The organism is Synechococcus sp. PCC 7336, assembly GCF_000332275.1.
Classification (GTDB): Bacteria; Cyanobacteriota; Cyanobacteriia; order Thermostichales; family PCC-7336; genus PCC-7336.
In genome coordinates this window covers 1,852,415-1,877,153 of sequence record NZ_CM001776.1, presented here as the reverse complement: position 1 = coordinate 1,877,153, position 24,739 = coordinate 1,852,415, and the positions used below count along the sequence as shown (strand labels likewise).

Annotated in this window: 29 protein-coding genes and 1 pseudogene; 16 read left to right on the top strand and 14 right to left on the bottom strand. The window is 54.0% G+C overall.

Going from position 1 to position 24,739, the window contains the following annotated elements; all coding sequences use genetic code 11:
- Window positions 1-15: 15 nt before the first annotated feature.
- Window positions 16-405 (bottom strand): annotated as a pseudogene (locus SYN7336_RS32950) (FHA domain-containing protein); the annotation flags it as partial.
- A 508-nt stretch (window positions 406-913) separates the two neighbouring features.
- Window positions 914-1,177, bottom strand: a complete 264-nt coding sequence (locus SYN7336_RS09055) for a YciI family protein (protein ID WP_017325621.1) — start codon at window positions 1,175-1,177, stop codon at window positions 914-916.
- A 199-nt stretch (window positions 1,178-1,376) separates the two neighbouring features.
- Here SYN7336_RS09055 and SYN7336_RS09050 point away from each other — a divergent pair, with 199 nt between their 5' ends.
- The 3 genes from SYN7336_RS09050 (at window position 1,377) to rpsN (ending at window position 4,357) form a co-directional block, all read left to right on the top strand.
- Complete coding sequence (locus SYN7336_RS09050; protein ID WP_017325620.1) at window positions 1,377-2,069, top strand: Mo-dependent nitrogenase C-terminal domain-containing protein; 693 nt, start codon at window positions 1,377-1,379, stop codon at window positions 2,067-2,069.
- Between the two features lie 179 nt (window positions 2,070-2,248).
- Entirely contained in the window at window positions 2,249-3,976 is a 1,728-nt protein-coding gene (locus tag SYN7336_RS25125; RefSeq protein WP_017325618.1) for a cell wall metabolism sensor histidine kinase WalK, read from the top strand.
- A 75-nt stretch (window positions 3,977-4,051) separates the two neighbouring features.
- The gene (rpsN, locus tag SYN7336_RS09035) at window positions 4,052-4,357 is read left to right on the top strand and encodes a 30S ribosomal protein S14 (RefSeq protein ID WP_026100842.1); all 306 of its coding nucleotides are present in this window, start codon (window positions 4,052-4,054) and stop codon (window positions 4,355-4,357) included.
- Window positions 4,358-4,469: 112 nt separating this feature from the next.
- On the opposite strand, the gene SYN7336_RS09030 is transcribed toward rpsN, so the two are convergent.
- The 3 genes from SYN7336_RS09030 to SYN7336_RS25120 form a co-directional block, all read right to left on the bottom strand.
- Window positions 4,470-5,030, bottom strand: coding sequence for a photosystem I assembly protein Ycf4 (locus SYN7336_RS09030; protein WP_017325616.1), 561 nt, complete (start codon window positions 5,028-5,030; stop codon window positions 4,470-4,472).
- Between the two features lie 196 nt (window positions 5,031-5,226).
- Window positions 5,227-5,607, bottom strand: a complete 381-nt coding sequence (locus SYN7336_RS09025) for a rhodanese-like domain-containing protein (protein WP_017325615.1) — start codon at window positions 5,605-5,607, stop codon at window positions 5,227-5,229.
- Window positions 5,608-5,673: 66 nt separating this feature from the next.
- A complete protein-coding gene (locus SYN7336_RS25120) occupies window positions 5,674-6,192 on the bottom strand; it encodes a hypothetical protein (RefSeq protein WP_017325614.1) in 519 nt (172 codons plus the stop codon).
- 333 nt (window positions 6,193-6,525) lie between these two features.
- Here SYN7336_RS25120 and SYN7336_RS09015 point away from each other — a divergent pair, with 333 nt between their 5' ends.
- A complete protein-coding gene (locus SYN7336_RS09015) occupies window positions 6,526-8,286 on the top strand; it encodes a sodium:solute symporter family protein (RefSeq protein ID WP_026100841.1) in 1,761 nt (586 codons plus the stop codon).
- Between the two features lie 120 nt (window positions 8,287-8,406).
- On the opposite strand, the gene SYN7336_RS30735 is transcribed toward SYN7336_RS09015, so the two are convergent.
- Entirely contained in the window at window positions 8,407-8,568 is a 162-nt protein-coding gene (locus SYN7336_RS30735; protein WP_156820088.1) for a hypothetical protein, read from the bottom strand.
- 871 nt (window positions 8,569-9,439) lie between these two features.
- The gene (locus SYN7336_RS09005) at window positions 9,440-9,760 is read right to left on the bottom strand and encodes a hypothetical protein (RefSeq protein ID WP_017325611.1); all 321 of its coding nucleotides are present in this window, start codon (window positions 9,758-9,760) and stop codon (window positions 9,440-9,442) included.
- Between the two features lie 89 nt (window positions 9,761-9,849).
- Between SYN7336_RS09005 and SYN7336_RS09000 the strand changes: the two genes are divergently transcribed.
- Window positions 9,850-10,551: a TIGR04283 family arsenosugar biosynthesis glycosyltransferase gene (locus SYN7336_RS09000; protein WP_162139098.1), complete on the top strand. Its 702-nt coding sequence runs from the start codon at window positions 9,850-9,852 to the stop codon at window positions 10,549-10,551.
- Window positions 10,552-10,606: 55 nt separating this feature from the next.
- Here the strand turns inward: SYN7336_RS09000 and SYN7336_RS08995 are convergent, their stop codons facing one another.
- The gene (locus tag SYN7336_RS08995; protein WP_051039791.1) at window positions 10,607-10,957 is read right to left on the bottom strand and encodes a hypothetical protein; all 351 of its coding nucleotides are present in this window, start codon (window positions 10,955-10,957) and stop codon (window positions 10,607-10,609) included.
- Between the two features lie 100 nt (window positions 10,958-11,057).
- Window positions 11,058-11,816, bottom strand: coding sequence for a class II aldolase/adducin family protein (locus SYN7336_RS08990; RefSeq protein WP_017325608.1), 759 nt, complete (start codon window positions 11,814-11,816; stop codon window positions 11,058-11,060).
- A gap of 363 nt (window positions 11,817-12,179) precedes the next feature.
- Between SYN7336_RS08990 and SYN7336_RS08980 the strand changes: the two genes are divergently transcribed.
- Complete coding sequence (locus tag SYN7336_RS08980; protein WP_017325606.1) at window positions 12,180-12,542, top strand: DUF760 domain-containing protein; 363 nt, start codon at window positions 12,180-12,182, stop codon at window positions 12,540-12,542.
- 69 nt (window positions 12,543-12,611) lie between these two features.
- Window positions 12,612-12,770 carry a hypothetical protein gene (locus SYN7336_RS30730; protein ID WP_017325605.1) on the top strand — a complete coding sequence of 53 codons (159 nt, stop codon included), beginning with the start codon at window positions 12,612-12,614 and terminating at the stop codon, window positions 12,768-12,770.
- Window positions 12,771-12,919: 149 nt separating this feature from the next.
- On the opposite strand, the gene SYN7336_RS08970 is transcribed toward SYN7336_RS30730, so the two are convergent.
- Entirely contained in the window at window positions 12,920-13,984 is a 1,065-nt protein-coding gene (locus SYN7336_RS08970) for a DUF3474 domain-containing protein (RefSeq protein WP_051039907.1), read from the bottom strand.
- A gap of 597 nt (window positions 13,985-14,581) precedes the next feature.
- On the opposite strand from SYN7336_RS08970, the gene SYN7336_RS25115 reads away from it, so the two are divergent.
- The 7 genes from SYN7336_RS25115 (at window position 14,582) to SYN7336_RS08930 (ending at window position 19,233) form a co-directional block, all read left to right on the top strand.
- A complete protein-coding gene (locus SYN7336_RS25115) occupies window positions 14,582-14,797 on the top strand; it encodes a hypothetical protein (protein ID WP_017325603.1) in 216 nt (71 codons plus the stop codon).
- A gap of 30 nt (window positions 14,798-14,827) precedes the next feature.
- Window positions 14,828-15,646: an A24 family peptidase gene (locus SYN7336_RS08960; protein ID WP_017325602.1), complete on the top strand. Its 819-nt coding sequence runs from the start codon at window positions 14,828-14,830 to the stop codon at window positions 15,644-15,646.
- A 375-nt stretch (window positions 15,647-16,021) separates the two neighbouring features.
- Window positions 16,022-16,270 (top strand): NYN domain-containing protein, encoded by a 249-nt coding sequence (locus tag SYN7336_RS32665; protein WP_017325601.1) that lies wholly within the window; start codon window positions 16,022-16,024, stop codon window positions 16,268-16,270.
- Between the two features lie 215 nt (window positions 16,271-16,485).
- On the top strand, window positions 16,486-17,346 hold the full coding sequence (locus tag SYN7336_RS08945) for a polyprenol monophosphomannose synthase (RefSeq protein WP_017325599.1): 861 nt from the start codon (window positions 16,486-16,488) through the stop codon (window positions 17,344-17,346).
- 96 nt (window positions 17,347-17,442) lie between these two features.
- Window positions 17,443-18,048: a Uma2 family endonuclease gene (locus SYN7336_RS08940; protein WP_026100840.1), complete on the top strand. Its 606-nt coding sequence runs from the start codon at window positions 17,443-17,445 to the stop codon at window positions 18,046-18,048.
- Window positions 18,049-18,115: 67 nt separating this feature from the next.
- Window positions 18,116-18,592 carry a 2-C-methyl-D-erythritol 2,4-cyclodiphosphate synthase gene (ispF, locus tag SYN7336_RS08935; protein ID WP_017325597.1) on the top strand — a complete coding sequence of 159 codons (477 nt, stop codon included), beginning with the start codon at window positions 18,116-18,118 and terminating at the stop codon, window positions 18,590-18,592.
- Window positions 18,589-19,233 carry a ribonuclease HII gene (locus SYN7336_RS08930; protein WP_156820086.1) on the top strand — a complete coding sequence of 215 codons (645 nt, stop codon included), beginning with the start codon at window positions 18,589-18,591 and terminating at the stop codon, window positions 19,231-19,233. The genes ispF and SYN7336_RS08930 overlap by 4 nt, the downstream gene beginning before the upstream one ends.
- On the opposite strand, the gene SYN7336_RS08925 is transcribed toward SYN7336_RS08930, so the two are convergent.
- From SYN7336_RS08925 to SYN7336_RS25110, 3 genes are all read right to left on the bottom strand, one after another.
- A complete protein-coding gene (locus SYN7336_RS08925) occupies window positions 19,196-19,855 on the bottom strand; it encodes an HAD hydrolase-like protein (protein WP_017325595.1) in 660 nt (219 codons plus the stop codon). The two genes, SYN7336_RS08930 and SYN7336_RS08925, sit on opposite strands and share 38 nt — an antisense overlap.
- A gap of 104 nt (window positions 19,856-19,959) precedes the next feature.
- Window positions 19,960-21,027, bottom strand: a complete 1,068-nt coding sequence (locus SYN7336_RS08920) for a glucokinase (protein WP_017325594.1) — start codon at window positions 21,025-21,027, stop codon at window positions 19,960-19,962.
- Between the two features lie 52 nt (window positions 21,028-21,079).
- Window positions 21,080-21,457 carry a hypothetical protein gene (locus tag SYN7336_RS25110; RefSeq protein ID WP_017325593.1) on the bottom strand — a complete coding sequence of 126 codons (378 nt, stop codon included), beginning with the start codon at window positions 21,455-21,457 and terminating at the stop codon, window positions 21,080-21,082.
- Between the two features lie 194 nt (window positions 21,458-21,651).
- Here SYN7336_RS25110 and SYN7336_RS25105 point away from each other — a divergent pair, with 194 nt between their 5' ends.
- Complete coding sequence (locus tag SYN7336_RS25105) at window positions 21,652-22,284, top strand: CAP domain-containing protein (protein WP_017325592.1); 633 nt, start codon at window positions 21,652-21,654, stop codon at window positions 22,282-22,284.
- Between the two features lie 101 nt (window positions 22,285-22,385).
- Window positions 22,386-23,339, top strand: a complete 954-nt coding sequence (locus SYN7336_RS08905) for a DUF4351 domain-containing protein (protein ID WP_017325591.1) — start codon at window positions 22,386-22,388, stop codon at window positions 23,337-23,339.
- Window positions 23,340-23,397: 58 nt separating this feature from the next.
- Here SYN7336_RS08905 and SYN7336_RS08900 read toward each other — a convergent pair whose 3' ends face one another.
- Entirely contained in the window at window positions 23,398-24,735 is a 1,338-nt protein-coding gene (locus SYN7336_RS08900; protein ID WP_017325590.1) for an efflux RND transporter periplasmic adaptor subunit, read from the bottom strand.
- Between the last annotated feature and the right edge of the window lie 4 nt (window positions 24,736-24,739).

The window sequence follows — 24,739 nt, the reverse complement described above, 5'->3', positions numbered from 1 at the left end:
TGGCCCGAATGCAACTATGTCTCCCTCTTTAAGATCGCAAGCCTGGATCTTTTTGCCATTAACATAAACACCATTAGTACTGCTTTTGCCTACAGAACTTCCATCCTGTAGGCGATAGGTAAAGCCAGATTGAGAAGACTGGCTACACACTCGCGTGAGAATTGCATGTTGAGATGAAACAAAGGGATCGGGAATGCCGATCGAACAGCTCGGAGCACGACCGACTACATATGCTTCCTCAGTTAAAATATATGTTGAATATCCTGTCTCATCTTCAAATTCTAATTTGAACTCTGGAAAGTGAGTAGTATTCTCTTCTGGCTTTGGGTTGGCAGACAGCTTTTTCTCTTGTTCTTCAAAACAAGTTTGAGAGTTATGATTATCTGTATTGCCAACTTTTGACATGATTGGACAAGTTCAAATCTGATGCCAAGCGAGAATCTGAAATGGGTCGAGCTCAATTAATATTATTGATACAAAGATTTTGCTCCCCCAGTTAAGGTTCACTAGCTGCTGACACCAATCTGATATAAGTTTGCTCTAAATACTTCATGCTTAGATCGCCTGAAAGCTTGTGGCAACAAGCTAAGCAGTGCAAGCCTTAGAAGATTCAGTCTAAGTTTAGATAAGAATGGTATAGCAGTAATTAAGCCTGATGTACAAGCCTAAATCTACGTAAGGAGAGTAACATAAAACGCAAATAAATCATATAAGTTTTTTGTAAAAAATCTCTATGGATGTAAATTTTTGATAAAGTAGGCTTGCGATCGACCATTGCCCATACCTCTGGACTCTGGCGCGATCGCAGACAGATAGCGGATTTGGGGCTTGTTAGATTGCTACTGTGTGAATGGAAACATCCTATAGGCTCAACAGAACTCGTCTGGGGTTTGCTGAGGTGCAAGCAAAACCGTCAGTGGGCCTTGACCCACTCGTGAAGCTCGTATTCCACGCAGCCAGCGCGAACCAGCGGATCGCGATCGACAATTTGCTGAGCTTGCGATCGCGATTCCGCTTCAAACACCAACATGCCCCCTGCCGCGCCGCGCCAGTAGCCTGTTTGGGCTCGATGGCCCTTTGCTGCCAACTCCCGGACGTAGGCAAGATGGTCGGGAACGTGGCGATCGAATTCTGTTTTGGGGACAATGCCGTGCTCTATTTTGACAAACCAAGGCATGGCTGAAATTCCAGGCTGATGCGAGAGGGTAGCGGGAGTCTGCAGCAGGTTCGGGGGAAGAATCCGCTATCTGTTTGTAAGCACGATCGCACGTTTTCATACTCCACTCAAGCAAACAATACCATTTGCGATATGGTGCAGTTCTTAAGAGGACAGGAAGGATACGATAGCAGAAGAAGGGTTGAGGAGAGGGCACTCTATGACTAGTGCAACAGTTCCCTATACCGATCGCCAAATTGCTGCGTGGCTGCGGGGGTTGCTCGCGATCGCTTGGGCTGACGGACATTACGATCCCGAAGAACGGGAAGCGATCGAACAACTGACGCGGAACGAGCTGGCACCCACGCTCGATTTCCCCAAGCTCGATCCGATTGCCCCCGAGGAGTTGGCTAGCGAACTCGGCTCCCATCCTCTGGCGGCAGAAAATTTTATGCGCACTGCCGTAATTGTGGCGGTGGCCGATGGTGTTTATTCCACCATTGAAGCGGAAAAGCTGCGCCAGTTTCAGGTTGCCTTAGGGCTCGATCGAGAGATTTTAAAATCTCTCGAACATACCCTCTACGATCCTGACGCCTCTCCCGAGGTAGAGGCGACGACTGCTGCTCCCGGACTGGCTCCTGCCGCTATTCCCAAGCTATCCCCCCTACAGCCAGTCAAAACTTGGTTGGACGGGATGGAAGTACACGATCCTCGGGTAGCCCGATTCATTTGCAAAATGGTTCCCGCCCAATGTCCCTTCGAGCGGGATGTAACGCTATTTGGCAAAAAGGTGATTCACATTCCCCCCATGTGCAAACTCAACCCCCTTTACGATCAATTGGTAGGCTTGCGCTTTCGATCGCTCTCCTATCTAGCCGATGATTGCGGTGAGGATGTCTCGGACTACTGCTAGTGTTACCTCTCGAAAGCCCGTCGATCCCGCTGGGTAGACTAGAACCGCAATGCTCTACGGAATTGCGGTTTTGTCCGTTGGCGCTAACAGTGGCAACTCCAACAGTTCAACTCCATCCGAACCCGTGGTAGCGATGTCCCGCAAAGCCCGAATGACACAAGTTGTTTTTATGGATGCCAATGGCGGCTGACCCACTCAATACCGTATTTTTCGTGCAAGATCTGGAGGGGCAGTTCTGGTCTTTTCGGTGGCCGAAGGCATCGGAATATGGCATTCGACCCGATTATTTGGTTAGTGGTCGAGCGAGTTGGGAGCCATCTAATGCCGAACGGTATGCCAGTCAACTTCAAGAGGTGGCGGCTTCGGGACGCCCGCAACGGGCCAACTGCTACGTTCTGACCCATGGCTATATTCTGCAACTAGACCTTTTGTTCAGTCCTTTGGTACAGCTGGACGGAGAGGCGATCGCGGTGACAGCAGTGGGTAGCGTGTTACGCGTCAAGCAAGCTCCGGGGGGAGTCAACCCATTAGTGCCGGAGCAGACCAGTCTGCGGCTGGCGGAAGCTCTAATTCACAGTCTGCGACACACTCTCGATGTCGATCGCATTTTGGAGGAAGCAGCCAGTCTGCTCGGTCCCAGTCTCGGCTGTACCTACTGCGAAATGTCGCTGTACGAAGCTGGCCAGCCCTTTTTGTGCGTTAAAGCAGAATATCGTCAAGCACAAGATCGGTCGGCTAGCGTCGATCGCAGGGTCAATTTGGCAGATGCCCCGTTAGCCATGCAGGCGCTCAAGCGCCAACAACCCGCAATTACCGACACTCAACTGGTTTTAGCCACCTTTTATCAGGGCCATGCCAATGGCGTATTGTGTCTGGAGTTCGACCCGAATAGCCCCATCCGCCCCGTCGATCGCCTGTCTGAATTAGAACTAGTGGGGGTGCATCTAGGCACGGCACTCGCCCACGCCCAGCTACTCGACCAAAGTCGCCAAATCAGCACCCGGCTGCAACTCACAAACCATACTCTGCAGCAAAAAAATAACGAATTGCAGCAGGCCCGCGAGCAAGCCGAATCGGCCAACCAGCTCAAGAGCCAATTTTTGGCCAATACCTCCCACGAGCTGCGCACCCCACTCAATGCCATCATCGGCTTCCTTCAGCTCCTGCGGGACGACATGGCCGAGACCCCCGAAGAGCGAGCTGAGTTCCTCGGCGAAGCCCATCGGTCTGCCCTCCACCTGCTCGATCTGATTAACGACGTGCTCGATATCGCCAAGATCGAAGCTGGCAAGATGAAGATGGAACTGGCTCCTCACGATTTGAGAGCGCTGTTTGACGATGTGGAAATCAAGACTCGCTTGCAAGCGGTGCAAAAGGGATTGACCCTCACCTTCAACCTACCATCGACCGAAGGCCCCATCTTCGTGTACGGCAACCACCAGCGCCTCCTGCAGGTGATGTTAAATTTACTGGGCAATGCAATCAAATTTACCCACGAGGGCGGCATTACCGTGACGGCCGAGATCCGCGATACCGATGTAGTATTGTCGGTGCGAGATACGGGGATTGGCGTACCGCGTTCCAAACAACAACAACTCTTTCAGCCGTTCACGCAAGTGGATGGCTCCAGCACCCGCCAATATGGAGGGACTGGCTTGGGGTTGGCCATTAGCCAAAAATTTCTCGAAGCGATGTCGGGTACCATCGAGTTTTTCAGTGCTGGAGAAGGACAGGGATCGACCGTAACGTTTACGGTGCCACTACACGGCCAAGGGCGATCGCAGTCGGGCGATCGCATTGCCCCCCAATCGGAGGAGCCGCCCACCGTTGGAGAACGGGTGCCTCGCCCTCAAGCTCAACCTCAGGTGGTAGATGTGCCTACCTTTGCAGAGCGGGTTCCTCGCTAACGCGGTCTTGTGTGCTGTCGTACGGTGGGTTAGAATTAAAAGCCTGTGTAAAGTTCAAATCCTATTGAGTGAGTCGTGGCTAAAAAAAGCATGATTGCGCGGGACGCAAAGCGCAAACGTTTGGTTGAGAAGTACGCCGCTAAGCGAGCGGCCCTCAAGGAAGCTCTGGCCGACCTCAGCCTCGATCCGGGAGAGCGGATGGACCTGCACGCTCAGTTGCAGAAATTGCCCCGTAACAGTGCCCCCAGCCGCTTGCGCAACCGCTGCTGGGTGACGGGTCGTCCTCGCGGCGTGTTCCGCGATTTTGGCTTGTCTCGCCATTGCTTGCGGGAAATGGCCCACGAAGGACTGTTGCCCGGTGTGGTCAAGTCTAGCTGGTAAGTTTTCCAGATTGCACAATCATCTACAATCCACATCATCCTTTCAAGCTCGGACCGGCGTACAACTGTCCGAGCTTGCAAGTAATTATCACTTGGCTCAATCTATCGCTCGACTAAATCCCTTCTAAGGGGACGCTGAGAAAGCGAGCCAGTTCGGAGGCCATATCTTCTACTGCTGAGAGCGCCATTGGCTGACCGACGCGAGTCAGAGGAATTTCCCCTTTGCCTCGCACCTTGATGTATACAGCTCGTTTGGGATTAATGCCCTCCTTAATTGCCACTCGAACGCTCTGGATGGCGTCGAGAGCGTATTGAAATTCAATATTCCGGTTTTTGCCCGGAAAACCATTGCGCTGAATCGTCGCTTTACCCGTCTTGCGATCGAACTCGTTGTAGCCGCCGCCGAGGTTCCAAGACAGGCTCAACCACTGGTAGAGGGCGATCGCACTCCCGACGACCCCATAAAATAACATTGCTGCTCCCTGGGGCAGAAACGCTATCTGAGTGGCGTTAGACAGGGGCAGCAGATTCGAATTCGTATAGCTGGACAGCCCCGCGAGGGTGAAGCCAACCCCGCCAATGGTGCAGGCGATCGCCACCAGCAGTGTATTGGTCCTGCGGGCGCCCGTGACTTCGTAGCGGAGGGTTTGGGGAAGATCGGAAGCTTGGGTCATTACTGTATGGAACGTGGGGAAACGATGGCCAAAGTGGCCAAATACCTCCTCAGTCTACTCCGACTCAAGCCATTGACCGATAAAATTACTAGGAATGCCAATCGCGAGAACGCCCCATGGCGAGGTCGATCCCTGTCGGTCTGTACCGATCGATCTAGACGCAATCGTTCGGTACGCGGGAGTGCAAGTCAGCTCGTCAATCTGGAACTTCGGTAGGGAAGCCTGCGGCAGTCCATCCTCGCCAGCCACCATCCATAGAACTGACGTTGGTATATCCCATTTTTTGCAGTGCCTCTGCCGCTAGAGCGGAGCGGAAGCCTCCGCCACAATAGAGCACCAAGTCGGTGTCTTTCTCGGGATAGAGCGTTTCAATATCCCGCTCTAGAATTCCTTTACTCAAATGCACCGCTCCAGCGATATGCCCCCGATGCCACTCCGATTCTTCCCGCACGTCTAGCAAGACAAACGAGTTGCGATTGAGTTGGCGATCGCGAACATCGTCAACGGTATACTCGCGAACTTGGGCTTTTGCAGCCCGAACGAGCGCTAAAAAACCAGGGGAATGTTGCTTAGACACGAGCTGTTGCCGAGCGTTTGATGCCGCAATGGGAGCGAGAACATTGCAATGGCCAGTATCGGCGAATTATTGTACAACGGATGCCACGATTGTTTCGCCGCCCTCTTCAAACACCACTTGGCGAGAATTAACTGAGATACTGGCGACGCGCGCGGATTCGAACCGATCGCCAGCTCGCACCACCTCTGACACGACGCCATCTGCTTCTAATACAGCAAAGGTATCGTTACCAATTTGAATCAAGCCCTTAACTCGAATTCCCCTAGAAAATGCAGCCGGATCGGCGGGCTCGGCGGCTACATCGTCAATGGGAGGTAGGGGGGGTAATTCGAAGGGAAGGTCGGACGTTGAAGTCGAGGGGGTATTGAGGGGGACAAAAGGATCTTCTCGACCCGCCGAGCTGAGGGCGCGATCGGTTTCTATCTCCACGTCCAAAGGGGGAATCAGGTCTGAGGCGGCGCGAGTGCTCTCTAGCAGTGACGACGATCCTGACGGGGTTTGTGCGACTGCTTCCGACCAACTGATTCCTGCAACGATCGCCAGCAGACTCACACTCCCCGCCAGCCAACTCAATTTACGACTCATGGCGATGCATTCCCAAAGCTTTTGTTAGCCAGATTAGCTAAAGAATAATGAAGTTGCCTTCACATCAATAGCCTGCAATCTTTAACAGAGACAGCCAAACCATCAGCGATGGTGGATGATGTTCTCAAGGTAAATGTTACCCGCTATCAATAGTGTTCGAGCATCAACCTTAAAATTTACAGCTCGTATGATTACGATTTGTAAAGTGTATTCTCTCGAACGCTTGCTGCTGGTTTGTCTCTCGCAATCAACGAGTTATCCCTGTTTGCGATCGAGCACAAAGAAAAGTCGAGGGTAGCTTCGATCGATTCCATTCATTCTCGATATATCCTTATGCAACCCATTGATTGGCTCATTGTCGCCCTCTATTTAGTCGGAACGATGGGGCTGGGGTTGGCGCTGTCGCGGCGAGCCTCGAAATCTTTAGCCGACTATTTTGTGTCGGGGCGATCGCTGGGATGGTGGTTGGCAGGCATCAGCATGGCAGCGACAACGTTTTCGATCGATACCCCCCTTTATATTGCTGGTGTCGTCGGAAGCCGGGGGATTGCGGGCAATTGGGAGTGGTGGAGTTTTGGCGTGACCCATGCGGTGATGATTTACGTGTTTGCCCGACTGTGGCGGCGGGCAGAGATTGTCACGGATGCGGAGCTGACTGAGTTGCGCTACGGCGGACGCATGGCAGCTATTTTGCGGGCGACGAAGGCATTTTTATTTGCGGTACCCATCAACTGTATTGGGATTGGCTATGCGATGTTGGCGGCGATCGAGGTGATTGACGGGTTGCAGTTATGGCAGAGCGCGGGAATTGAGCCAAGCGACCAGCTCAAGTTGTGGAGTGCGATTGGGATTAGTGCGCTCGTTCAGATCTATGCAGGGGTTTCGGGCTTGTGGGGGGTGGTGGCGACGGACTTTTTTCAGTTCTTTCTGGCATTGGGGGGCGCGATCGCCGTGGCGATCGCTGCAGTGAACCAGGTGGGCGGCATGGGCAGTTTAGTGGAGCAGGTGCAGGCCTTGCCCGATCGCGATGTCTTGGCCTTTGTGCCATTCTCGTTTTCAGGCGGATGGCTGCAGTGGAGCCAGCAGGCGGGGATTACGGCCAGTACGTTCACAGCTTATGCGTTCGTGCAGTGGTGGGCATTTCGGCGCAGCGATGGCGGGGGTGAGTTTATTCAGCGGCTGGCGGCAACGCGGGATGAAGATCGGGCAGAGCAAGCGGCTTGGCTGTTTAATGTCACGCATTACGTGATTCGCACTTGGCCTTGGATTGTGGTGGCCTTAGCGGCCTTGGTCCTGTATCCCGATCTGGCCGAGCGCGAACTAGGCTATCCCAAGCTAATGCTGGATTTCTTGCCTCCTGCAGCCTTGGGACTGGTGGTGGCCTCACTATTAGCGGCGTTTATGAGTACGGTCTCGACCCTAATTAATTGGGGGGCATCCTATTTGACCAACGATCTCTACGCCCGTTTCTGGCGGCCCGAGGCATCCCAATCAGAATTGGTTTGGGCGGGGCGGTTGTCGTCACTGGCGGTGACGGCACTCAGTGCGATCGCGGCGTTTTATGCGACAGATGTGCGTTCTGTTTTTCGCCTCGTGATTGCGATCGGGACGGGACCGGGTCTCGTCTTGATCCTGCGCTGGTTTTGGTGGCGGATTAATGCGGCGGCGGAGTTGGCGGCGATGGTGGTTGGATTTGCGATCGGGTTGGGGACAACACTCGTACCTGTGCTGAGGATTGAGGACTTTGGCTGGCGATTAATGGCGACGGCAGCGATTACGGCGGCGATTTGGTTGGGGGTGATGGTGTTGACGAAGCCGGAGTCGGATGGGACGCTGGATGCGTTTTATGTCAAGGTACGCCCGGGGGGGCCGGGGTGGCGGCGACAGCAGCAGCGCACGGGGGTGATGCCCGCGCAGGATTTAGGTAAAGATTTGCAGCGGGCGATGGCTGCTTTACTCCTTCTCTTTGGATTGATGTTTGCGGTGGGCGAATTTTTGCTGCTCGACTCGGTGCTGGGATTTGTGATGTTAGGGGTTGCGGCGATCGGGCGGTATTGGCTGTGGCGGTTGGGTGGTGCCAAAATGCTGCCTTGAACAGTTAGGCCGAGTTCTCGGTAGGGATGCAGAGAAATACTAAAAAATGCCTCACTCGAAAGCAAGGCATTCTCTGACTGAGTTGTGCAGCTTTAAAATTTCACCATCAAATCCAATATTTCAAGAATTATGGGGAAAATCGTCGGCGTGACAGGCCGTACCGTCAGATTTGTGGCAAACATCGGCAGTAATGGATTGAAATCCGACCTTAACCGTCGTCTTTTGCATAGGAGAAAAGACTTTTGAAATTGCTCGCCCCACTTGTCCTATTAGCTTCAACATAACCCAACCTCCTAAGTCTCAGGCGATCGAAATTTTTCAGAGGAATACACAGTAACGAGCGGCTATAGCAGTTTCTGAAAGCCACCTCAATTCACTTCTACGATTCACAATATCAAGATCTCAAAAATGGCAAAAAATTGGACATCAATGCTCAAACGCGAACTAGGTACTCAACCCTTTCTGCAAAGCTAACCAATCAAAATAACTTTTCTGGCGACTCAAAGAGGAAAATGCCTCAACAGAGCGACCCATCACGATTGATAAGCTAAACAGTTGGATTGAGATACCTAGACACTTGCTGAAGCTGCTATTCTGATATTGGGTTGACATCTGGAGAATCGCTGCTACAGCTCTGAAACGATAGAGTTAAAAACAGTTAACCTCCTGACGGAAAGCCCTTGAGGATGTCTAAAAAACTACTTTAGGCTCGCAATATAACTCTCGACAAGTCCGAAACTCTCTCTGTTGATTAAGACTATTTAGAGACGAGTACCTACTAATTGCATATTCGGAGCGCCTACAACTATCAGGCTACTTTTCTCTCGTGCAGCATAGGGGAGAGCAGGTTGTAAGAGAGTCAATATTTACAATCGACGTGTCGTAACATTTGCACTCGCTCGATAGAGATAATTGTATGGGAGATGAGCTAGAACTATATGCTTCGACAGAAGTAAAATAAACCGAGATGGTTGCCTCCTTTGGCAGAACTCGAACTAGCTCAACTATAGCCTCTCTTCTGCATTCAAAGACCAGTCATAAACGAAATAAATTTTTCTTAATAAATTGTTTATAAGCAGGTTAAGGCGAGTATAGAAACTCCGTAATTTCGTCATGTTTGCAACCGAACCCAAAAGGAGGAGACCCCTGTTCGCTATCGCCGCCGACTGCAACGGCGCAGCCACAAGCCCAGTCGTCGCAGGCTGGCCAATGCCGATACTCGTCCGGTCAACCGCTCCCAGCCAAAGCGGCTGTTATAGAGAGACTGATTGAGGCGATCGAGCTTGGCAGGCGAGCGAGCGAGCGAACCAGTCGCTAATGCTTCGTATTGGCGCTGGAAAAACTGTGTTGCCCCCCGCAGCTTCTGGGGCAAGCGTCTGACTATCCCCAAGATCTTTAGCAAGATGGCGAATAGGAACACGTTAAAGCTCGCGACTCCGATCGCTGCCCAATCAATTGGCGGTGGTGCGGTCATTTTTCTCTTGCCCCCACTTGTTCCATACTGTCTGGTGTTGTTGTTCGTACTGGGGCTCAATGTCGCCCAATTGCGATTCCGCGCAGGCTTTGTCCATCGCTATTATTGTGCCGACTTACCAAGAAGCCAATACTATTGCCGCCTGTTTGACTCACTTACAGTATCAGTCGTCCCCCTTCGAGACGATCGTAGCGGATGGCGGGTCTACGGACGACACGCTCGCTAGCGTCCATCGCTTCAGTCAAACCAGTTCCTACCCCCTCAAAATTATCGAATGTCCCCAGCAAGGTCGAGCAGCTCAAATGAACTGGGCGGCTGGCACCACTGCGGCCGATATCCTTCTGTTTCTACATGCGGATTCGTTTTTGCCCCCTCGAGGTCTAGACCGCATTCGCCACGCCCTGCAGAAGAGTGACATCGTGGGCGGGCGTTTCACTATCTGTCTCGATCGCCACGATTGGCCCTATGCGGCGATCGCCTGGGGCATTAACCTACGCAGCCGCCTCACTGGTTTGTTTACGGGCGATATGGGGATTTTTATTCGGCGCAAGACTTTCGAGCAATTGGGAGGATATCCATCTCAACCTCTATTAGAGGATTTGGAACTGTCTCGACGCATGGGCCGCATCGGGCGTACGGTGTTTTTGCAAGAACGCGCTATTACCTCCAGCCGTCGCTGGCAGAAGCACGGTCCCTGGAAAACCGTAGCCCTAATGCAGGGCATTCGCGCGGGCTATCAATTGGGAATCTCCCCCCAAACCCTGGCTCACTGGTATCGCAATGTCCGTTAAAGGCAACAACCGAGTAAAATAACAATTGCATAAACCAACAATTGCGCTCGTTTGCCTAGAGGTTAACAGACAGTGATTGGGCGTCCTGCTGCGATGGGCGGGCCTCTCGCAAAACTTCTGGTGGAATGGCCCCTCGATAAGCGCCACAGTAATAGAGAACAATCACTGCGTCGTAATACCAATCGGCAGGATCGAGATCGATATAGGGATTGGGCAAGCTTTCCGCCTGTCCGGAGGCACAGGCTTGTAAAATCTCTTCCTCAGTTGGAGTTGAATCGGGATCGGTTTGGGCGACGGTCGGCCCGGCCCAGCCCAATAACCAACTGACACTCGAGATACCAATACCCAAGCAAACCAGATCGCCCCAGCCTCTAGCCTTTACTCCCTGACAATGATGATTTGCCATGCCGATCTTCTCCAATTCGACACTCTACAATACAGCAAATTGAGTTTGGCAAGACTAAGTTCAAACAGGTCGTGGAACCGAGCTGACATAGACCGCAGAATTACTCCAAGAGCTCGGGTTGTCGAGTCACGATCGCGTCGTACATCGACTGAAAGTTGAACCAGCCCATATAGGGGGTGCCAATCTGACTGTGGGTCAAGCTTGCAGTTTTAGGGTCGATCGGCACAGTCAGGCCAGCGGCTTCTGCCACGAGCTGACTGTGACAGCAGCGCTCCATCGCAATAAACCACCAAGCCGCTTCATCGACTGTATGGCCTACCGTTAGCAAACCGTGATTGCGCAAAACGATCGCTTTGCGATCGCCCAACGTTGCAGCAATCCGTTTCCCTTCAGGGGTTTCCAAAACCACGCCGGTATAGTCATCGAAGAGAACGTGATCGTCGTAAAAGGCACAAGCATCTTGGGTGAGTGGATCGAGTAAGCGACCGAGGGCCGACCAGGTTTTACCGTAGGGGGAATGGGCGTGGGCCGCCGCAACGATGTCTGGACGAGCCTGATGAATTTGAGAATGGATGGTAAAGGCGGCTGCGTTAACGGGGCGATCGCCCCGGACCACCTCCCCGCGATGATTCACCAAGAGCAAATCGGAGACGCAAATATGGCCGAAATACATGCCAAAGGGATTGACCCAAAAATGGTCTTCTCGCTCGGGATCGCGGGCAGTGATATGACCAGCTACCCCTTCGTCAAAGCCAAGCTGGGCAAATAGGCGCAGAGCTGCTGCAAGCCGTTGCTTGCGGTGCAAGCGCTCGTCTTCCAGGCGATCGAAGGTGGGGGGCTGGGGTAGATCCGGCATCATGGCGGGGCAACTATTACACTCGTCAGCTAACTATAGATTGCCACGGCAAGCTATGCGCTCGATCGCCTGCTGTATAGGCAATTTCCACAGTTCGTCGACATGGGATCGCCGCTCGATCGCGAGACAGGAGACACACAGGCTAACTTGTGGGGTTCTCTGGCTCCTCCCTCCGAATAGGTTCGGCTATGAATACTAATTCGGCTATGAATACTAATTCGGCTATGAATACTAATTCGGCTATGAATACCAATTCGGCTATGAATACTATAGGTTCGGCAATAAGCACTGTTGCAGTGCGGGATCGCCCACCCAAATCCAGATTGAGGGTAGTTACCTTAGCAATACAGAGTTGTGTCGAGCGTTATGCCAAATTCCAGTCACTCCCAACCAGATAGCCGCAGGCTCAGCCCTCCCGGTACCGAGAATGCTCTGTGGCAATATCTACAGGCTCGAGGCCCCCAAACCCCTCAAGATTTGGCCGAACAAGTTTCTAAAGATGCATTAGAGGTTTTGTCTCACCACCTTCGCACGCTGCTCGGCACCCTACCGCCCGAACAGTTCGACGTTCAGATTGTGACCAATCGAGAAAACTTAGCTCAACTGCTATCCGGTGCTGTGATGACTGGCTATTACCTGCGCAGCCAAGAGCAGAAACTACAGCTAGAGCAAATGCTGGAGCACTCTCATGGCGATCGCACTTCATCGGACGAGCGCAAATCAAGTTAAAATCGACCGAATCCAGATCTATTCGACCTAAATTTGGGTAAAGTTTTTTCTAGATTGAGGTACTGTGCGATGGTCACCACTTCCGAACTTCAAGACAAAATAGCAATTGCAAAAGCGCGCTATCGAGATCTGCTGAAGCAAAGTCAAAACCCTCATGCCGATCCCGTGCTCAAGTCTTTGGAGATGGCGATCGCCAAGTTAGAGAAGCAAGCAAAGTCTGCCAAATAGAGCAGAGTTGGCCTAATAGGCGATCTGGCGATCTCTCCCCAGTATTCGATCGCTCCAGTATTAGCTCGCTCCAGTATTAGCTCGCTTCTGTACGACAAAGACGGCAGGCACACTTGAGGCTCTGCCGTCTTTACTAGTTTGTTGCAGTCTCAAGCTTCTGGCCTGCGGGACTGAGGCCGACGATAGTAAACTCGACCGCCGCGATCGGAGACAAAATGGCAACTGAGATAAGAGCGGATGAAACTGCGCCAAATTGGCTCGGGAGAATAGCGGTAATACTCTCCTAACACTGGCTTAATGGCCTCAGTGGCCGTTTTGAGGTGGTAGTGAGGAATGCCCAAAAAGATGTGGTGGGCGACATGGGTACCGATGTTGTGGTGAATTGGGGCAATCCAGCCATAGTTGCGATCGATCGTAGACAGAGCCCCTTTGAGAAAGTACCAATCTTTACCGCGATACCAGGGAATATCGGACTCGGTATGGTGCATGAAGGTGACTAGGTCTAGCCAAATCACAAAGATGATATAAGGAACTGCGTAGTACTTGAGTAGAAAAACCCAACCAAACTGGTAGGTCAGATAGCCCAAAAATCCCACCATCGCCATCCATAAAACCGAGCTAGTCAGGATGTCCCATTTTTCAGAGGGTTTAAACAGCGGGCTATTCGGCAGGAAATGGGAGCCCTGCTTGTTGGGCGATCGCCGAAATAGATAGAGAGGGTAGGCCAGTAGCGGCAGATAAAATCGGAACAGCTTTTCAGAGAAAGGCATGCGGTTGTATTTCGACTCGGTGACGGGGTACCAGCTTTCATCCGTGTCGATATTGCCAGTATTGGCATGGTGGGTGCGATGGCTGATGCGCCAGCCGTGGTAGGGCACCAGGATGGGGATGTGACTGAGATGGCCGATCGCGTTATTGAGCCACTTCGAGCGGGAAAACGAGCCGTGACCGCAGTCGTGGCCGACCACAAACAAGGCCCAAAACATTGTGCCTTGGGCCAGCCAGAAGAAGGGAAAGAACAACCAGGAGTCGAGACGATAGGCGATCGCATAGAGGGCCGCCACAATGCCGATGTCCAAACAGAAATAACTGAGCGATCGCCAGACCGAGGGCTGAAAGCAATGGGCAGGAATAGCTGTTCTGAGGTCTTGTAGTGTAAATGGCAGCTCCGTTCTGCGCCGATTCTCTTTAGATTGAGTGACTACCTGAATAATAGGGGGATCGAAGAGGGGGGATGCTTGCACAGGATTTCCACGTAACTTTCAGCTGGACCTGCATTGAGCGCACTTAAAGCTGAAAGTCAGACTCGGCAAGGGCTGCCAACAGAGTGGGTGGGGCTAGGCAAGGTTGCTGGTTTGCGAGGCTACATCACTCATCAGACCGAGCCGACCGAGCGCCGACACCTAATTCCGCTGCCTCGTTCAAACCTTCACAATGCCAGTGAGCGTGCAGGGTGATTCACAAATCTTCACAATGATACCTCGGAATGGCACCGCGCCCAATCATTTATCGAGATCGTGGGGATCGCTCTCGCTCTAAGGGCTTGGCAGCAATGTCCGCCATCGTTCCCTCTCGTACGAGGCAGGCTTTCGGCAACCCCGTTAGTTTTATATACCTAGTGCTAGCGGGCGATCCCAACAGTGCCAGCGGACTCGAACGTCAGTGCAGACAGAGTATCGCCAGGGCAAGCTGGCGTCGCTGAGAATCGCAGCTATTCTTAAAACGTGAATTCGGTGACGGGGACGAGGCTAGGGGATGGGGCCAGCTAGTTATCGAACTCGCGTTTTACAACATGTGTGGGTTGAGTGTTGATGTTGACCGTAAATTCTGAAGTCCTGCGAGCCGCTCAGCAGGTTTATAACAAACACAGTGCGAGGCTGCAGACCCTTGGCGATCGCTCCCCCAGTGGTGTAGTGGTGGATATCAATACCCTGCGAGGAGATCTGCTGTTTGCTGAGGTTCCCGTGCTGTTGCCCTACGAAAAATTTATTCCCTTGCATCAATTACAGGTGCGGGCGGCATCCTAAGCAGGTAGATGATGCCGAGGGGTTAGTTGAATGGGTTGGGAATTGTGGCCCGCCTGGCTGTTGGTGGCGACGATCGGGGCCTCCATCGGCAGCTTTTTGAATGTGGTGGTGTATCGAGTGCCGCGACAGATTTCGCTCGTGTATCCTCCCTCCCACTGTCCCAACTGTAAAACCCGCCTCGGTCCTACCGAAAACATCCCTATTTTTGGCTGGTTGCTGTTGCGCGGTCGCTGCCGTCATTGCCGCACTCCAGTACCGATTCGCTATCCGGCGGTAGAAACCCTCACAATGAGTTTGTTTTTACTCTGTTTTGCGGTTTGGGGATTGTCGTGGCAAGCGGTGAGTGGGGCGCTGCTATTGAGCTGGCTGGTGCCATTAGCGCTGATCGATTTAGAAACCTTTCTCTTGCCTGAAGAACTGACCCGCTCGGCCTTGGCAGTTGGGTTTGGCCTGCGCCTCTTGTTGCCGTTGTTAGAAGGTCGGAGCGGCTGGTCCGAGATCGCAGCATCGGCGATCGCCGGTATCGGCGGGGCCGTTCTAGGCATTTTGAGTTTAGAGATTGTTGGCTGGATTGGCTTGGTGCTGCTCGGTAAAGATGCGATGGGGGGGGGAGATGGCAAGTTACTCGCTGCTGTTGGCATGTGGCTGGGCTGGCAGGCAGTGCTAGTCGTCCTCTTTGTCAGTTGTCTGACGGGCACCGTCGGAGGCATCGCCACCCTAGCAATCCAGAGACAGCAAAAATGGGGCAAACCCATTCCATTTGGCCCCTATCTAGTTTTGGGAAGTGTGGCAGCTCTGTTTGTCGGCCCCCAGCTCGTGCAATGGTATGCTCGCTTGGCAGGATTTTAAAAAAGATAAAGATTTCAGTCATAATCAAGACAATTGTATTCGCCGGTCTTGCTATGTCTCGGGCCACAATGTTGATTGTGGATGGGTACAATGCCATTCATAGGTGGTCAACGTCAGTTCGACAAGTGTCTGGCCCCCATCCCATCCCCTAGCCCCTTCCCCCAATTCTGATGCTGCTGGCGAAATTCATAGTCCGAAACATTGGCCATTTGTCTAGATGCCTGTGGCCCCCTTCCCCTAACCCCTACCCCCAACTTTGGGGGCAGGGGAACAAGGCCCCGTAAGGATTTTCGGCTGTTTCTCCCCTCTCCCAAACTTGGGAGAGGGGCCGGGGGTGAGGGCCATGCAGAGTCATCGAACTCAGGTTGGTCAAAATTGCAGCGACTGGCAACTCAGTCAGACTTGCACATTGCCCGCCATCAGCTTTTAGAGCAGCTCTCCTGTTTTGTCGTCTTTCGGGGCTATCGGGGCATGGTGGTGTTTGATGCCCACCAGCAAACCTTCTCCCCAGCCCCCCAACTTGCGCCAGTGGGCCTAGAAGTCGCGATCTCCCCAATACCTGACAGCAACGTTCCCAAGCCGTCTCGACATCGCTCCAGGCGATCGCCAACCCAGAACGACTAGAGGAATATTTAAATGCTGTTTTGGAAGCAGCCAGCTGAGAAGCTTTTCGGAAGCTTTTCTGAAAATACTGTGCCCGAGAGGGGGGATGGGAACCAGACGCTTGTCGAACGAATGTTGGGATAGAGCTTCGGTATCCTATTCTAGGTTGCGATCGCAATTCGACCTCCACCTGACAGAACCCTCGTCTGGCACTTCAACACTCTAGCTGAGAGACCATGACCGACGATAATGATGCTCGCACTCTACTTGAGGAACCCGCAGGTCCTCTCCAAGTGATGGGGCTCGATCGCCTGCATTTATCTTCCAATCCCAGTCCCGGTCAAACCCCACTCCTTTCATTAGTCCTGCCAACCTATAACGAAAGCCAAAATATAGAGGCGATCGTCCACCTTTTGAGAAAACATTTGGATGAGAGGCTGCCCAATAACTACGAACTCATTATTGTCGATGATGACAGTCCGGATGGAACCTGGCAAATTGCCCGCAATCTAGCGCGCCATTTTCCTCAGATTGAAGTGCTGCGCCGTCGCCAGAATAGAGGCTTAGGAACTGCCGTCGCCCGAGGCTGGCAAGTCTCCAAAGGAAAGATATTGGGAGTGATGGATTCGGACTTACAACATCCGCCCCAACTGTTGCCGCGCCTGATTGATGCCATTGAACGAGGGGCCGACTTAGCACTTGCCAGTCGCCATATTGAGGGGGGCGGCGTCAGTCAGTGGAATGGAGTCAGATACCTCCTGTCTCGCGGCGCTCGGCGTATCGGACTCGCGATTCTACCCCATGTTGTGGGTCGAATTTCCGATCCCATGAGTGGCTATTTTCTGATTCGCCGAAGTGCCATCGAAAACGTCACACTGCGTCCAATTGGATACAAAATCTTAATTGAGGTGTTGGGGCGCGGACGGGTCGATCGGATTGCTGAAATTGGATATGTCTTTCGATCGCGCCGGGAAGGGGATAGCAAAGTTACCTGGAGACAATTTGTTGAATACCTCTTTCATCTCATCCGCTTGCGCCGATCTCGAACTCCTAACTCTCTAACTCAAGGGCCATTTCCATTCACTCGGCTCGTGTAATTCTGCTCTATTGGATCGAGGAGTAGCAGCGTCGATCGATAGTGACCGCCTGCCGAACTACTAGACTGGGAAGGACTGGCATGAGGGAACACCGCAATGGCTACCACTCTACTCATCCAAACTGAAAAGACCCCGTTCGCAGTCTCGCTTCCCACAATCGCGCCCATGACTCGCGATGAGTTCTATGCGTTTTGCCAAGCCAATCGCGACCTGCGCATCGAACGAACTGCTACGGGAGAAGTCATCATCATGCCACCCGCTTTTTCGGATACGGGCAACCGCAACTTCAATCTTGCCTTGCAGCTCGGTATCTGGGCCGAGCAGGATGGAACGGGACTGGGCTTCGATTCCAGCGCGGGATTTACCTTACCCAATGGGGCGACGCGATCGCCTGATGCCTCTTGGATTGAGGCAGAACGGTGGAATGCTCTGACCGAGGCCGAACAAGCCTCTTTTGCCCCCATCAGCCCCGATTTTATTATCGAGCTGCGCTCGGCTAGCGACACGTTGCAAGGGCTGCAAGACAAGATGCAGGAATATATGGACAACGGGGTATTGCTCGGCTGGTTAATCGATCGTAAAAATCGCCAGGTCTATGTTTATCGTCCGAATCGGGAGCCTCAAGTGCTTGAAAACCCAGTGCGCGTGAGTGGCGACCCGGAGTTGCCGGGTTTTAGTTTGCAGATGGCTAAAGTTTGGTGACTTAATGGAAGATTCAATCCCCGACCTTCAGGGGTGTAACACTCGAAACAGGCGAAGAGAGATTGCAATGCGAATTGGCAATGCATATGACATTCACCGTTTGGTGGAAGGGCGTCGGCTGATTTTAGGAGGCGTCCAAATTGACTGCGAGAAGGGGTTGCTGGGTCACAGCGATGCTGATGTGCTGACCCACGCCATCATGGATGCACTATTAGGGGCACTGGCTTTGGGGGATATTGGCCTCTACTTTCCGCCGGACGATCCGCAGTGGGAAGGGGCAGATAGTATTGTGTTGCTCGAAAAGGTGATGGAGTTAATTGCCGATCGCGGTTGGGCGATCGGCAACATTGACTCTGTGGTCGTGGCGGAAAGACCCAAACTCAAACCGCACATTGCTGACATTCAGCAAAGTTTGGCGGCGGCGATGGAGCTGGAGCCGAGCCAAGTGAGTGTGAAAGCCACCACAAACGAGAAATTGGGACCCGTGGGGGCGGGAGAGGCGATCGCTGCTTATGCCGTTGCCCTCTTGATGCCCGCATCGTGAGCGATTCCGATCGACTCCCTCTCCTCACCGCTGGTGTGGATGAAGTGGGACGGGGCGCTCTCTTCGGGCCTGTAGTCGCGGCAGCCGTGATTCTGACTCCCGAGCAGGCACAGACATTAAAGGCTGAGGGAGTAAAAGACAGCAAGGCCCTCTCGGAGCGGCGTCGGGAAGAGTTGGCAATTGCTATCCGGGAAACCGCTTTGACCTGGGGATTGGGCTGGGCACATGCCCGCGAGATCGATCGCCTCAATATTCTTCAGGCCACATTTGTCGCTATGCACCGCGCCCTCTCCCGCTTGGTGCCTGCCCCCGAGCACTGTCTGGTGGACGGCAACAAAACCATTCCACAAGTCCAACTCCCTCAAACCGCGCTGGTGAAGGGAGACAGTCGGTCAGTGGCGATCGCCAGTGCCAGCATTCTGGCTAAAGTGCATCGCGATCGCTGGATTGTGGCTTTATCCCAGCGCTATCCCGGCTACTCACTGGCCTCGAATAAGGGCTATGGCAGTGCTGCCCATCGCAAGGCCCTACAAGCTTTGGGGCCGACCCCAGAGCACCGGTTGTCTTTTGCCCCCTGCCAGCCGCAGCTTTTGCCGCCAGAGGTTAGCGATTTGAATTCACCGAGTCTGAAGAGTGACTGACTAACAGATTCAACAACTCAGCGGGATGGCGGGCGATGCCGTCCGGCTTGCAGTCGAGCAATGGCTGGCGGGTGTTAAAGCCCCATTCAACGGCGATCGCCCTGACGCCATTGCGACGGGCTGCCTCAATATCGCGAGTTTCGTCCCCCACATAGGTCGTGCGATCGGCGGCGAGATCGTACTGGCGCAGACATCTGCGCAACATACGTCCTTTGCCAAAAATTGAGGCTTCCGAGCAGGCAATCTCGAATACATCGGTTAAGGCACGTTCGTGCAAAAACTCCGCCACATTCGAGCGGGCGTTCGAGGTCAAAATTCCCAGCCGAAAGCCCTGCTGCTGCAGTTGGCGCAATGTTTCGGGCATTCCGGCGATCGGTTGAATTGTGGCAATCTCCTGTCGCAACTCCCGCCGCACTCGCTGCAGCATCCAGGGCAACTTCCACAGGGGCACACGGGCCTCTCGCAACACCTGACGCAACTGTTGCTGCCGCAGGCGAGCGATATCCTCTGGCGCTACCCTCGGCGTTCCCAACTCAGCCGCCAGTCGATTGGCCACCCGCACGACCGCATCCATGGAATCGGCTACAGTACCGTCAAAGTCAAATAAAACAACGCGATCCATCGGGGTCTCGCAATCTTACGGAGCAATGCGTCGAACGCAAGTCTTCCGATTATCGGCTATTCTGCCAACCGCTTCTCGATCCGCGACCCCCGACCGGCATCGAACTATCCCCGGCGCGCTAGCTGAGTGGCCCTCAAAGCAGCCCCAATCGACCCTACTTTGGGATTGAGCACCACTTTCACGGGAAACGTTTTCAAGACTGGCGTCAGTCGTCCCTTATCCAGAAACGCCTCCATAAACTCACCCTGTTGCAGCAGCGGCAAAATCTTAGTTGCAATCCCCCCCGCTACATATAGCCCGCCAGCCGGCAACAACTTGAGGGCGAGATCCCCCGCTTCAGCGCCATAGGCACTGACAAAAAGCTGCAGCGTCTCCACCGATAGCGGGTCGCTTCCCTCCAGGGCTGCCTCTCCGATCGCCGCCCCGGCATCTCCCGAGCGATCGCGCTCCCAAGCTCGTACAGCCTCAGCAACCGCCTTTCCCGCCTCCGTTTCGGCTGCGGGAGTGGAGCGGCGATCGCGTAAAAACTGGTAAATCGAGACAATCCCCTGGCCGGACACCACCCGCTCCACCGACACCCGGCCGTGACGCTCCCAGAGATAGCGCAACAGCTCCTGCTGGCGCTCGGTTCGGGGCGCAAACCCGGCATGTCCTCCCTCCGACGGGTGTACCCGATAGCCATCCCCTTGCCAGGTTAGATAGGTTTGTCCCAAACCCGTCCCTGCCCCTAAAACCCCAATGGGTGCCTCGCTGGCGGGGGTTCCAGCCTGCAATTGGGCTAAATCGGAGTCGGGCAGAGCCGTCACGCCATACCCGATCGCCGCAAAGTCATTCAGTAATTCCACCCGAGCGATGTTTAACTCTTGTGCTAAGCGATCGCCGTCGAGTTGCCAACTCAGGTTGGTCAGTTGGGAGGTGTTATCAACTACGGGACCAGCAATAGCAAAGCAAGCAGCAGAGAGGCGATCGAGCTGTTCGACTTCGGATTCTGGCAAATGCTGGGCCGCTTCAGTAAAAAACTGCTGCACCATCGGCACTAAGTCGGGATAGTCGGCACTGGGAAAACGCTGTCGGTAGAGATTGGTGCCGGGGAGGGCTGGATTGGAGTCGGCAGGAGAGAGGCGCAGAATGGTTTTGGTGCCGCCAATGTCTCCAGACAAAACGATCGCCATAGTACAAAGGCCTTCCGGTTGCTCTACGTGAATTGTTCCACACAGCTCCCCTTCAATCTGCATCAATCTGCAATGCCTCGGAGCCCCCTTCGACCAATTCTTTTAACAGTGCGCCCAACTGCACCCAAATCAAAATACCGGTGAACCCCACCATCGAGGCAGCGATGCCAGAGGCAATGTTGGCGGGAAAACCGATGGCCAGCAGACAGTAAATGGAGAACGCCAGCAGCAGCAGACAGGTGACCGCATAGGTAAAGAAAATCCTGGGTTGGTTGTATTCCACCCGGTCTTGAGTCTCGCGATTGGCATCCCAACGCTGCACCTCGTATTCGAGCATGTCTTTGAACATCAACCCCCAGGCGATCGCAAAAAAGAGGGTCATGGGAATGGCGGTATTGATGGCGCGGTCGGAAAGGAGGTCGATGCCCATGGGAAGTGCATGAAGTTTTGTGAATAGGTCGATTATACGGAATTCTGTCGGTTCGGAGGACTGTACAGGCGATCGGCCATTGCGATCGCCTGCAGTTTTTGTGCGGGCATCAGTCAAAGAGACTGCGAGTGGACCTCTCTCGGTTGATTTGGGGAACAATTTAAGCTTGTTTCAGCCTCAAGGACGAAATTCGGATGCTGCTACAGTTGCTCCCCTCTACCTCTCTAAAAACCTGTTTTAAACGGTCTTTCTGGACTGTAGCAGGCGTTGTAGCTGTTCTGGTAGCGGGTTGTGCAGAGCCTGCGGCAAGCCAAGCGTTGGGATCTTCTCGCCGCCAGCCAATTGGGATTGTGGAAGAATCGGCTAACCGCCAGCGAATTGGTGCGATTAGAAATCGCCAGACAGCCGCGCCACTGCCGGAGTATGATTTGCAACGTTACGCACTGCGGTTAGTGAATCGCGATCGTGCCCGCTACGGCTTGCCTCCTCTCGCAGCCGATCCGGCGCTATCCCGTGTAGCGCAGCGACACGCGCAGGATATGTGGCAGCAGGGATATTTCAGTCACCAGTCTTTGGACGGGCGCGGCCCGGGGGAACGCGTCTGGGACGAGATCGATCGACCCATTGCAGTGGCTGAGAATATTTATGCGTGGCAGTCATCGCGGGCCAGTGCCAGCCGAGAGTTGGTGAGCGGTTTTCAACAGGGTTGGATGCGGAGCTCGGGACATCGAGCAAATGTCTTATCCTCCCGTTACACTCATTTTGGCTATGGAATTATGGTGGCAAACGGGCGGGCCTATGCCGTGCAGTTATTTGCGCGTCCGTAAGCGGTCTTTATAGAGAGTGCGCCCGGAGCGATCGCCAGTTTGTCTTGCCATTGAACAGCCAGTTGGGGACAAGAATCGCAAGCTGATGGTTTCTAATTCTAATGAGTCGAAATGAGTACGACATCAACCTGCGCAGCCTGGTTGGCGATTACAGCCAGGACTTTCTTGAATGGTTGGTGAGCGATACAGCTCGGGTGGAGGAGATTGTCAATCCGGTGTTTGCGTCTCGCGAGCGGCGGGCAGATTTTGTCATGCGCTATTCCTCCCTCAATGGCAAGCGCGGCATTGCGCATATTGAATTTCAGCGTCGGCCCCTAACGGAGATGCCGCTGCGCATGGCTGAATATTCTCTGTTTATCATGCTCGACTATGGTGAAGCGCCAATCCAGATCTTAATCCTGCTGGAGGAGAGCAAAGCAGCTCGGGAGATGCCGGATTTCTACGAATCTGGGGGAACGCGAGTGCAATTTCGGATCGTTCGGCTGTGGGAGCAAGATCCAGCAGCGATTTTAGCCAGCGATCGCCCCGGTCTTCTCCCGTTGATACCTCTGATGGGGCCGCCGAATGATTTGAAGGAGCGTCTCGAGGCTTGTGAAGCGACAATTTCCGAGCGAGTAGAATTAAAGCCGAGGCAACAGGATTTACTGGCAGTGGCAGTATTGTTGAGTTCGCTCCAGCCAAGCGGGCGAGATGCGATCGAAGAATTCCTCAGGAGTAGAAAAATGTTGGATTTAATGGAGTCCCCCCTATTGAAGGATTGGCTGAGCGAAGCTGAGGCTAGGGGCGAAGCTAGGGGCGAAGCTAGGGGCGAAGCTAGGGGCGAAGCTAGGGGCGAAGCTAGGGGCGAAGCTAGGGGCGAAGCTAGGGGCGAAGCTAGAGGGAAGGTAGAAGAGGGGCAGCGGATGCTCGCTCGGCTCTTGTCACATCAGTTTGGACCACTTCCTCAAGCTGTCTCGACATCACTCCAGGCGATCGCCAATCCAGAGCGACTCGAGGAACTTCTAGATGCTGCCTTGGAAGCAACCAGCCTAGAAGATTTTCAGAAAAGCCTCTGAGAATATCGTCAAAAAAAGAGAGGCATTCAATTGCAAGACTCTTCTGGTCTGAACGTCGCTATCGCAACTCCACCCGATCGCCATCCCCCACCTTCTCCGAAGGATGCAAAATCACCGTCTCTCCTTCCTGCAGCCCAGCGGCGATCGCCACCTCAAACCGACTGCGCGGCCCAATCTCCACCTGTTGCAGCCTCGCTTTGCCCTGCTCGACGACAAACACGCACCAGCCCCCACCATCACAGGGATCTAACGCGCTCAGAGGGATCTTCAAGACATCATCCGCTTGCCAAACCACAATGCGGGCATCGATGCGATAGTTATCCCCCAACGCCTCGGAGGAGTCCACAAAATCGGCAATGACATTCACCCGTTGCTCGTCCACCCCTAACGCCGAAACCTCTGTAAACGCAGAAGGCTCCACCATGCGCACTCGGGCCAAAAGGGTCTCGTCTCTACCCCAATTCACCACCAACAAATCGGTTCCCGGACGCACCTTGACGGCATCCGTCGAGAGAATATCTACCACAATCTCCATTCGGGCTAAATCCCCCACCTCCAGCAGCGGCTCCCCTGCTTCCACAAATCGCTCGCTCTCCTGCATGACCCGCAAAACCTGACCGTCGGCAGGGGCGTAAATTTCTGTGCGATTGGCCTCGTCCACCAAATTGGCCAACTCCGCTTCCACACTGGCAATGCGGGCATCGAACACGTCGAGCAGATAATCGGGATCGCTCTGCTCCGCCTGTAACCGCTGCAATGTCTCGCGGGCGGCCTCCACCTCGGCGATCGCCCTAGCCTCATCCTGCTGCGCAGCCGCCAAAGCCTGCCGCTCGGTCTCCTCCTCCAACTGCGCCGATTCAAGCCTCTGCTGCGACACCGCTCCTTCCGAGGCCAGCCTTTCAAACCGCTCGCGATCGCGTTGCGCCTGCGCCAAGGCCGCTTCCATCTCCCTCACCCGAGCCGCCATCTCCTGCTGCTCCGCCACCTCCGCCCGAATCTGAGCCTCTGCTTGCAACAATTCTGCCGGTTTGTGCCGCTGCGTCTCCACCCCCTCCCGCTCGGCCCGAAACTCCTGCAAGCGAGCTTGGGCTTCCTCCACTTGAGAGGTCAGCGGTAGCGGATCGATCTGGGCCACCCCCTCCCCCTGCGCTACCGCATCTCCCGGATCTAAATCGATCCGCTGCAGTCGTCCTGCCACGGGAGCAGCCACAACGAAGCGCGATCGCACCCGCGTCTGCCCCTCCGCATCCACTGTCACCACCAACTCCCCTCGCTCCACCTGTCCCATATCCACCAGCAGCGGAGCCGGACGAAAGGCCCACACCAAACCTGCCGCGATCCCAGTGCCTGCCAGCAGGTAAGCGAATCGTCGAGGAATGTTTTTCAACCGCTTCATCCCC